This is a genomic window from Nocardia sp. NPDC004582 (genome assembly GCF_053602115.1).
On sequence record NZ_JBSGCY010000038.1, the window covers coordinates 39,707 to 47,714 of the forward strand.

7 protein-coding genes and 1 pseudogene are annotated in these 8,008 nt (G+C 70.7%); 6 read left to right on the forward strand and 2 right to left on the reverse strand.

The genetic code is table 11. The features are described from left to right. Positions 1 to 5 precede the first annotated feature (5 nt). From ACWELJ_RS13870 to ACWELJ_RS13880, 3 genes are read left to right on the forward strand one after another with little or no spacing between them, the layout of a single operon-like run. A complete protein-coding gene (locus ACWELJ_RS13870) occupies positions 6 to 1,370 on the forward strand; it encodes an NtaA/DmoA family FMN-dependent monooxygenase (RefSeq protein WP_452366517.1) in 1,365 nt (454 codons plus the stop codon). Next, a complete protein-coding gene (locus tag ACWELJ_RS13875) occupies positions 1,367 to 2,176 on the forward strand; it encodes a DUF1684 domain-containing protein (protein WP_452366518.1) in 810 nt (269 codons plus the stop codon). Before ACWELJ_RS13870 ends, ACWELJ_RS13875 begins: the two co-directional genes overlap by 4 nt. Next, entirely contained in the window at positions 2,173 to 3,309 is a 1,137-nt protein-coding gene (locus ACWELJ_RS13880) for an LLM class flavin-dependent oxidoreductase (RefSeq protein ID WP_452366519.1), read from the forward strand. Before ACWELJ_RS13875 ends, ACWELJ_RS13880 begins: the two co-directional genes overlap by 4 nt. Before the next feature lie 219 nt (positions 3,310 to 3,528). On the opposite strand, the gene ACWELJ_RS13885 is transcribed toward ACWELJ_RS13880, so the two are convergent. Then, positions 3,529 to 4,803, reverse strand: coding sequence for an ROK family protein (locus ACWELJ_RS13885; RefSeq protein ID WP_452366520.1), 1,275 nt, complete (start codon positions 4,801 to 4,803; stop codon positions 3,529 to 3,531). A gap of 694 nt (positions 4,804 to 5,497) precedes the next feature. Here ACWELJ_RS13885 and ACWELJ_RS13890 point away from each other — a divergent pair. From ACWELJ_RS13890 to ACWELJ_RS13900, 3 genes are read left to right on the forward strand one after another with little or no spacing between them, the layout of a single operon-like run. Continuing rightward, entirely contained in the window at positions 5,498 to 6,286 is a 789-nt protein-coding gene (locus ACWELJ_RS13890; RefSeq protein ID WP_452366521.1) for a GntR family transcriptional regulator, read from the forward strand. Next, positions 6,287 to 6,514: a 4Fe-4S dicluster domain-containing protein gene (locus tag ACWELJ_RS13895; RefSeq protein WP_213558872.1), complete on the forward strand. Its 228-nt coding sequence runs from the start codon at positions 6,287 to 6,289 to the stop codon at positions 6,512 to 6,514. Positions 6,515 to 6,536: 22 nt separating this feature from the next. Beyond that, positions 6,537 to 7,925 carry an ABC transporter substrate-binding protein gene (locus ACWELJ_RS13900; protein WP_452366522.1) on the forward strand — a complete coding sequence of 463 codons (1,389 nt, stop codon included), beginning with the start codon at positions 6,537 to 6,539 and terminating at the stop codon, positions 7,923 to 7,925. On the opposite strand, the pseudogene ACWELJ_RS13905 reads toward ACWELJ_RS13900, so the two are convergent. Further along, positions 7,924 to 8,008: pseudogene (locus tag ACWELJ_RS13905) on the reverse strand (SAM-dependent methyltransferase); the annotation flags it as partial. The gene ACWELJ_RS13900 and the pseudogene ACWELJ_RS13905 sit on opposite strands and share 2 nt — an antisense overlap.

Here is an 8,008-nt window from a genome sequence, read left to right on the forward strand (position 1 = left end):
CCGTCATGCCGGATCACCGGATACGCAAGCAGATTCACCTGGCCGCCCACTTCCCGGGCGTCAACCACCACACCGTCTGGACCGACCCGGACTCGGGCAGCCAGATCGACTTCGACTCCTTCGTGCACCTGGCCCGTACCGCCGAGCGCGGCCTGTTCGACTTCTTCTTCCTGGCCGAGGGCCTGCGGCTGCGGGAACACCGCGAACGCATCCACGACCTGGACGTGGTGGGCCGGCCCGACACCTTCACGGTGCTCAACGCGCTGGCCGCGGTCACCACCCGGCTCGGACTGGCCGGGACCATCAACACCACCTTCAACGAACCCTTCGAGCTGGCGAAGCAATTCGCCTCGCTCGATCACCTCTCCGGTGGTCGTGCGGCCTGGAACGCGGTCACCTCCTCGGACGCCTTCACCGGCGAGAACTTCCGGCGCGGCGGCTACCTGGAGCACGCCAAGCGCTATACCCGCGCGCACGAGGTGGTCGAGGCCACCCGCGCGCTGTGGGACAGCTGGCCCGCCGACGCCCTGGTGATCGACCGGGCGCGCGGGGTTTTCGCCCAGCCGGTCCCGGAAGCGCGATTCCGCAGCGAACAGTTCGACATCGAGGGCCGGTTCGTGCTGCCGCGCGGTCCCCAGGGCTATCCGGTGCAGATCCAGGCCGGCGACTCCGACGAAGGCCGCGAATTCGCCGCCGCCAAGGCCGATGTCATCTTCAGCGCGCACGGCGAGCTCGAGGACGGGCAGCGCTTCTACCGCGACGTGAAGGACCGGCTGGCCAAGTACGGCCGGGCCCGCGACGACCTGAAGATCCTGCCCGCCGCCGCGTTCGTGCTCGGCGACACCGCCGAGGACGCGGCCGAACGCGCCCGGCACATCCGGCGGCAGCAGGTGACGCCGCAGACCGCCATCGCCTTCCTCGAACAGGTGTGGGGCCGTGACCTTTCGGCCTACGACCCGGACGGACCGCTGCCCGACATCGAGCCGGTGGACGACGCGAACATCACCCGCGGGCGGGTCCGCCACGCCCGCGACCCGCGTGCGGTCGCCGAGGCGTGGCGGGCCAGGGCCGCCGCCGAGAACCTCTCCATCCGCGACCTCATCATCGCCACCACCGCCCGCCAGCAGTTCGTGGGCACGCCCCGGCAGGTGGCCGCCGAGATCGACCGCTACGTGCAATCCGACGCGGCGGACGGTTTCGTCCTGGTCCCGCACCTCACCCCGACCGGCCTCGACGAGTTCGTCGACAAGGTCGTCCCGGAGCTGCAGTCCCTGGGCAGCTTCCGCACCGATTACACCGGCGCGACCCTGCGCGAACACCTGGGCCTGCGCCACCCCCATCACGGCACCGAAGGAGTACGCGCCTCATGACCGCCACCGAAACCGCTTACGACCAGCAGTGGGCTACTTTTCGCGCCGAACGCGCCGCGTGGGCGCGCCAGCCCCTGGGCTGGCTCAGCCTGACCGGGCTGCACTGGCTGGGGGCCGACGCCGAGACGGTCGACGGCCTGCCGGGCCGCTGGCACGCGGACGGTGAAAACGTCTATGTCACGGTCGATTCGGCACAACCCGACCTGCTGCTGGACGGTGCGGCGCTGAGCGGAACGGCCGCGATCACCCCCGCCGAAGGTGCGCCGGGACTCCAGGTGCACACCGGCGACCGCGTCATCGAGGTGATCCGGCGGACCGGGCAGTTCGCGCTGCGCGTGCACGATCCGGCCGCGCCGACCCTGGCGGCGTTCACCGAGATCCCCGTCTACGAACCGCGACAGCGGTGGGTCGTGACCGGCCGATTCGAGCCCTTCGCACAGACCCGCGTCGTCACCACCGGCGCGGTGGTCGAGGGCCTCGAACATCACCACACCGCCACCGGCACAGTCGCTTTCGAGCTCGACGGCGAGCGCCGCGAACTCGTGGTGTTCGGTAGCGAAGCGCTCGGCCTGCACGTGCTGTTCACCGACGCCACCAGCGGCGACACCACCTACGGCGGCGCGCGCAGACTGGATCTCGCCACGCCCGATGCCGACGGCGGTGTACTGCTGGACTTCAATCGCGCCGTCAACCTGCCCTGCGCCTTCACCGACTACGCGACCTGCCCGATCGCCCCGGCGCAGAACCGGCTGCCGCTGGCCGTCGAAGCGGGCGAACAGGATCCGCGGCGGGGGCGGGCGCTATGACCATCCCGCTCTCGGTCCTGGACCTGTCGCCGATCAGTGCGGGTTCGACGCCCCGGCAGGCCTTGCGTAACACCGTCGACCTGGCCCGGCAGGCGGAAAAGCTGGGCTACCACCGGTTCTGGGTCGCCGAGCATCACTTCGTGCGGGTCGCCAGCGCGGCGCCGACGACGCTGATCGGACTGATCGCCGCCGCCACCGAATCCATCCGGGTCGGCTCGGCGGCCGTACAGCTCGGACATCACACCTCGATCTCCGTGGTGGAGGCCTTCGGCACCATCGACGCCCTCTACCCGGGCCGGGTCGATCTGGGGCTCGGCCGTTCGGGCCAGCGCGCCGAGCAGGTGCGCTCCGCGGGCGTGCCGCCGGTGCCCGCGCCGCCGCGACCGACCGAGGTCCGCGACGGCGTGGTGCTCCCGCCGCCGTTCTATCCGGGCCAGCTGCTCGACTTCACCAGGGTGAAGGCGGCATTGGAGACCCTGCACCTCCCCGGGTCGCGGCCGCTGCCGTACACCGAGCAGGTCGAGGAGATCCTCGCGCTGCTCGACGGGAGCTTCGTGACGAGCGACGGCGTCGAACTGCACGCCGTCCCGGGTGAGGGCGCGGAGGTGCAGCCCTGGTTGTTCGGCAGCAGCGGCGGCGAAAGCGCGCAACTGGCCGGTCGATTCGGGCTGCCGTTCGCCGCGAACTATCACGTGTCGCCGGGCACCATCGTGGAGACCGTGGAGGCGTACCGGGCGGCCTTCCGGCCGTCGGCCCGCTTCCCACGGCCGTACCTGGTGGTGTCCGCCGACGTGCTGGTCGCCGAGGACGACGCCACCGCCCGCCATCTGGCCTCCAGCTATGGCCACTGGGTGTACTCCATCCGCAGTGGCGCGGGCGCGTCGGACTACCTCGATCCCGCCACCGCGCCCCCGCTGTCGGGACCGCAGCGGCACTTGGTCGACGACCGGGTGACCACCCAGCTGGTGGGTGCTCCGGCCACCGTCGCCGAACGCCTCGACGCCCTGCGCAAGCTGACGGGCGCGGACGAAATCCTGGTCACCAGTGTGGCTTTCGACCATGAGGACCGGGTGCGGTCGCATCGCCTGCTGGCGCGCGAGTGGGGGCTGACCCCGCAGGCGCGCGCCGCCTAGACCACCGCCGCCCGCCTGGAAGGGGACTCCGGGGCGGGCGGCGGTAGCCCGCCCCGCGCGCACAGGGCCTCGCGCGCGGAGCGGGAACCGGGGCCGGGCCGGATCGTGGACCATCCGGCCCGGCTTCCCGGGACAACGGAATACCTCCCGGGCACAACGGAATACAGAGAAATCCCCGCCGGGTGACCGGCGGGGATTTCGTCGTTCGGGGGAGCGGGACTAGCGGGCCCGCGTCGCCCGGCGCATGGCCGAGAGCGGGTCGGCGTAGAACGCGCTCACCGAGGTGACCGCCGCCGCGAATTCCTGCACCCGGCCGCCGAATCGGCTGATCCGCAGATCCGCCGCGGGCAGCGTGGTCGACTCGGCGAAGGCCTTGGCGACCCGCTCCATACCCGGCCGCCAGCCGGTGAACGCCTGACCGCCCAGCACCACCCGGTCCGGATTGAACATGTCGCGCACCAGCGCCGCGGTGCGGCCGAGAACTTCGGCGCGCTCGATGAGCAGGTCCCGGGCCTCGGCCTGACCCGCGTCGGCGGCCCGGTACAGGTCCGCGATGGCCGGGCGGCGCGGGGCCTCCGGCTTGGGCAGGATGCCCTTGCGCACGGCGCGCTCCAGCAGGGCGCGCTCACCGATGGTGGCTTCCAAGCAGCCGCGCCGGCCGCAGATGCAATCGGCGTCCGAGCCGGTCGGCAAGTGCGCGATGGAACCGGGGCCGTTGGTGGGAGTGTGCACGCGATCGTGCAGAGTGACCGCGACACCGGCGGTTTCGCGGGCGTACACGAACAGGCTGCTACCGGGCCGGGCGTCCTCGCCGGGCTCGCGGGGGGTGAGCAGCAGCTCGGCCGCGGCCATCGCCTCGACGTGCGCCGACACCGAGACCGGCAGGTCCAGCACGCTGCTGAACACCGCCGCCACCGGCGCGGCCTGCCAGCCCAGGCGCGGGTGATCCACCACGCCCGCCGCCGGATCCACCCGCCCGGCCAGCGCGACGCCGGTCCACAGCGGGCGGCGGCGCGGCAGGCGGTCCAGGAAGGCCTTGGCGCTGCGCGCCACTATGGTCAGCGCCGCGTCCTGACCCGTTTGGGGCGTGGCGATCTCGAGTCCGCCGAGAATCCGGCCGGACAGGTCCGCGGCCACGATACGGGTCACGGTGAAGCCGATGTGCACACCCAGCGTCACGTAGGTGTCGACGTCCACCTCGAACGGCACGCGCGGGCGGCCCACCGCGCCGGACGCGGTCAGATCCGCGCGCTCACGCAGCAGCCCGGCCGAAAGCAGCGCGGACACTTGGCGATTCACGGTGGCGATGCTCAGACCGGTGGTCTGGGCGGCGATATCGCGGAAGATCGGGCCGCGGGTGGCGGCGCGCAGGACCGCGGCCGCCGGATTGTCGGTGATGCGCAGCTCCGGCGGCACGGCCGGGCGGGCCGGAGCCAGGCGCGCGGCCGCGGCGGAGGTGGCGGAATGGGAACGCTCGAGCGTGGGGCTGGACACTGTGTCGAATCCTTGCTGCGGTCCACCTGCCGAGAGGTGGACGAATGCCTACATGAAGGTTTCAGCGGTGCAGCGAGGAGCCCGGATTCGAAACGGAATCGGGGGTCAGAACTCGGCTGCGCGACGGCAGCGACAACACAGTTCCCGTTGCAGCGGCAGCCGAACGCCCAGCGCGACGGTCACGTAGGTGACCCGCGGCGCGGAGAGAGGGCGGCGTGCAGACATAGGATCAAAGTATCATTCCGATCACGGGGAACGGAAGGCGTGCGCGACCTTCCCGGCAGGCTCGAGCCTGCCGCGGCACTGTCACCCCAAACCCTCCGGACAACCTCCTTCATGGCCGAATCTTTTGCGTCGGTTGATCATTCACGCCGGCGTCGGCGATGCCCGGCGGCGGTGCGGCGAGTGGCGCACGCCACATCGGGGTCTCATATCTCGAGAACGCGCCGGTGGCCCCAGCCCACTCCGCTTCGGCCGCATGGACACGCATTCCGCTCACCATGATTCCAAGACCGCCCTGCTGCGGACGGGTGGCGCAATACCCCGGTTCGCCGGCATCCGGGCAGGCCGCGGGGCTGCGCGGGCGGCGTAAACCGGCACCGCCCGCCGGCGCTCCCCGGCGGTGTCCCGGCGGCCCCCTATTTCGCCATTACAGTTCTGAAACCGCAGGTCAAAGGCGTGGAAAGGAGTCGAGGTGTCGCCGGAACCGGTACCGCTGCGCGTCCCCGAACGCCGGGCGGATCGCGCCCGCCAGGTGGCGGATGTGCTGCGTCAGCAGATCCACTCGGGAGCCTTCGACCGGGCGCTGCCCACCGAACCCGAGCTGGCCGCCGAATTCGCGGTCTCCCGCAATACCGTTCGCGACGCCCTCGCGTTGCTCAAGGACGAGGGCCTGATCGAGCGCGCCCCGAAGGTCGGCACCCACGTCGCCCAGCGCAAATACGATCACGGGCTCGACGCCCTGCTCGGCTTGAAGGAAACGCTGCGCGGCCACGGCGAGGTGCGCAACGAGGTGCGCGCCGCCCGCCGGGTCACCCCACCGCCGGCCGTCGCCCGCAAGCTGCGGCTCGAGCCCGGCGACCAGGCCGTCTACATCGAGCGGCTGCGCTGGTTCGGCGACCTGCCGCTCAGCCTGGACCTCACCTACCTGGCGCCCGACATCGGAGACGAGGTCGTCACGCGCGACCTCGAGACCAATGACGTGTTCGCCCTCATCGAGCAGATCAGCGGCGGACCGCTCGGTTCGGCCGACCTCGCGCTGGAGGCCATCACCGCCGACGCGCACTCGGCCATGACCCTCCAGATGCCCGAGGGCGGCGCCCTGCTGCTGCTCGAGCGGCTCACCAGACTCGAGGACGGCCGCCCGGTCGACCTGGAATACATCCGCATGCGCGGCGACCGGATCACCATGCGCGGCAGCCTGAACCGGCAGCCGGAACGCCTACCGGAGTCCGACGCGGACACCGACTGGAGGTTGACCTAGATGGCTTTGGCCGAACACCGGGCGGATGTCCCGGTCACCATCGACGAATCACTGTGCATCCAGGGCTGCACGCTCTGCGTGGAGATCTGCCCGCTGGACTCGCTGGCGATCAACCCCGACAACGGCAAGGCGTACATGCACGTCGACGAGTGCTGGTACTGCGGCCCCTGCGCGGCCCGCTGTCCCACCGGCGCCGTCACCGTCAACATGCCCTACCTGCTGCGTTGAGCCCTACCCGCTGAGGAAACCCATGAAGTACCGCCCCGCCCGCGTCATCGCCGCGGCCCTCGCCTCCGCCCTCGCCCTGACCGTGTCCGGCTGCTCGCTCGAGAACGCCGGCGGCGGGGACACCGTCAAGGTCGTCATCGGCTACCAGTCCAAGACCATCAATACCGTCACCGCCGGAACCCTGTTGAAGGCCAAGGGATTCCTGGAGCAACGACTGAACGCGCTGAGCGCCGAGGGCGGCGCGAAGTACCAGGTGGAATGGCAGGACTACGACACCGGCGCGCCCATCACCGCACAGATGGTGGCCGAGAAGATCGACATCGGCTCGATGGGCGACTACCCGCTGCTCATCAACGGTTCGCGCACCCAGGCCAATGAGCGCTCCCGCACCGAACTGGTCTCCATCACCGGCTACAACCCCAAGGGCGCGTTGAACATGGTGGTGGTCGCGCCCGACTCCAAGGCGCAGTCCATCAATGATCTGGCCGGGCAGAAGATCTCGGCCAGTGTCGGCTCGGCCGGGCACGGCACCCTGGTCCAGGCGCTCACCCGGGCGGGCATCGACCCCAAGTCCGGCGTGGAGGTGCTCAACCAGCAGCCCCAGATCGGTTCCTCCGCACTGGAATCCGGACAGGTGGCGGCGCTGTCGCAGTTCGTGGCCTGGCCCGGCCTGCTGGTGTTCCAGAACAAGGCCAAGCTGCTCTACGACGGCGCGGAGCTGAACGTCCCGACCTTCCACGGCGTGGTCGCCCGCCGCGATTACGCCAAGCAGCACCCGGAGGTGCTCGATGCCTTCCTGCAAGCCCAGCTCGACGCCACCGACTTCATCCACCAGCACCCCCTGGAGGCGGCGCAGACCGTCGCGGACAACGCCGGGCTGGCCCCGGAGGTCGTGTACCTCTACAACGGGCCGGGCGGAACCTCCTTCGACACCACACTGAAGCCGTCGCTGCTGGGTGCTTTCAAGGGAGATGTGCCGTACCTGAAGTCGATCGGCGACTTCGCCGACCTCGACATCGACAAGTTCGTCGACCCGGCGGCGCTGAAGCAGGCGTACCAGGAACGCGGGCTGAACTACGAGGCCGAACTGGCAAACAACGCCAACCCGCTGCCGGGGTCCGGCGGTGAACTCTGGCTCGCCGGGCAGGACGCCACGCAGTCGCTCGCCGATCCCACGGCCCTGCTGCGCGCCGTGAAACAGGCTCGGGCACAGGGTAAGACGGTGCGCGCCGCCTACGTACCCGACGCCGAGCTGGGCACCCGCTGGTTCGCGGACAAGGCGATCTGGGTGCGCGACGGCGACAACTATCTGCCCTTCACCACCCCGGCGGCCGCGCAGCGGTACCTCGCCAAGCACCCCGCGGGCGCGATCGTCGGGTTCGACCAGGCCGTGAACGAGGTCCGGGTATGAGCCCGGATCCGAAGCCGATCTCGACGACTCGGCCGTGCAGTCCGGCGCACACCCGCTCGCGCTCACCGTTCATGTTCTTCGCG

Excerpts from the sequence above, each read along its gene's own strand:
- ACWELJ_RS13900 (WP_452366522.1), top strand. The coding sequence starts at position 6,537 with ATGAAGTACCGCCCCGCCCGCGTCATCGCCGCGGCCCTCGCCTCCGCC.
- ACWELJ_RS13870 (WP_452366517.1), top strand. The coding sequence starts at position 6 with ATGCCGGATCACCGGATACGCAAGCAGATTCACCTGGCCGCCCACTTC.
- ACWELJ_RS13895 (WP_213558872.1), top strand. The coding sequence starts at position 6,287 with ATGGCTTTGGCCGAACACCGGGCGGATGTCCCGGTCACCATCGACGAA.
- ACWELJ_RS13875 (WP_452366518.1), top strand. The coding sequence starts at position 1,367 with ATGACCGCCACCGAAACCGCTTACGACCAGCAGTGGGCTACTTTTCGC.
- ACWELJ_RS13880 (WP_452366519.1), top strand. The coding sequence starts at position 2,173 with ATGACCATCCCGCTCTCGGTCCTGGACCTGTCGCCGATCAGTGCGGGT.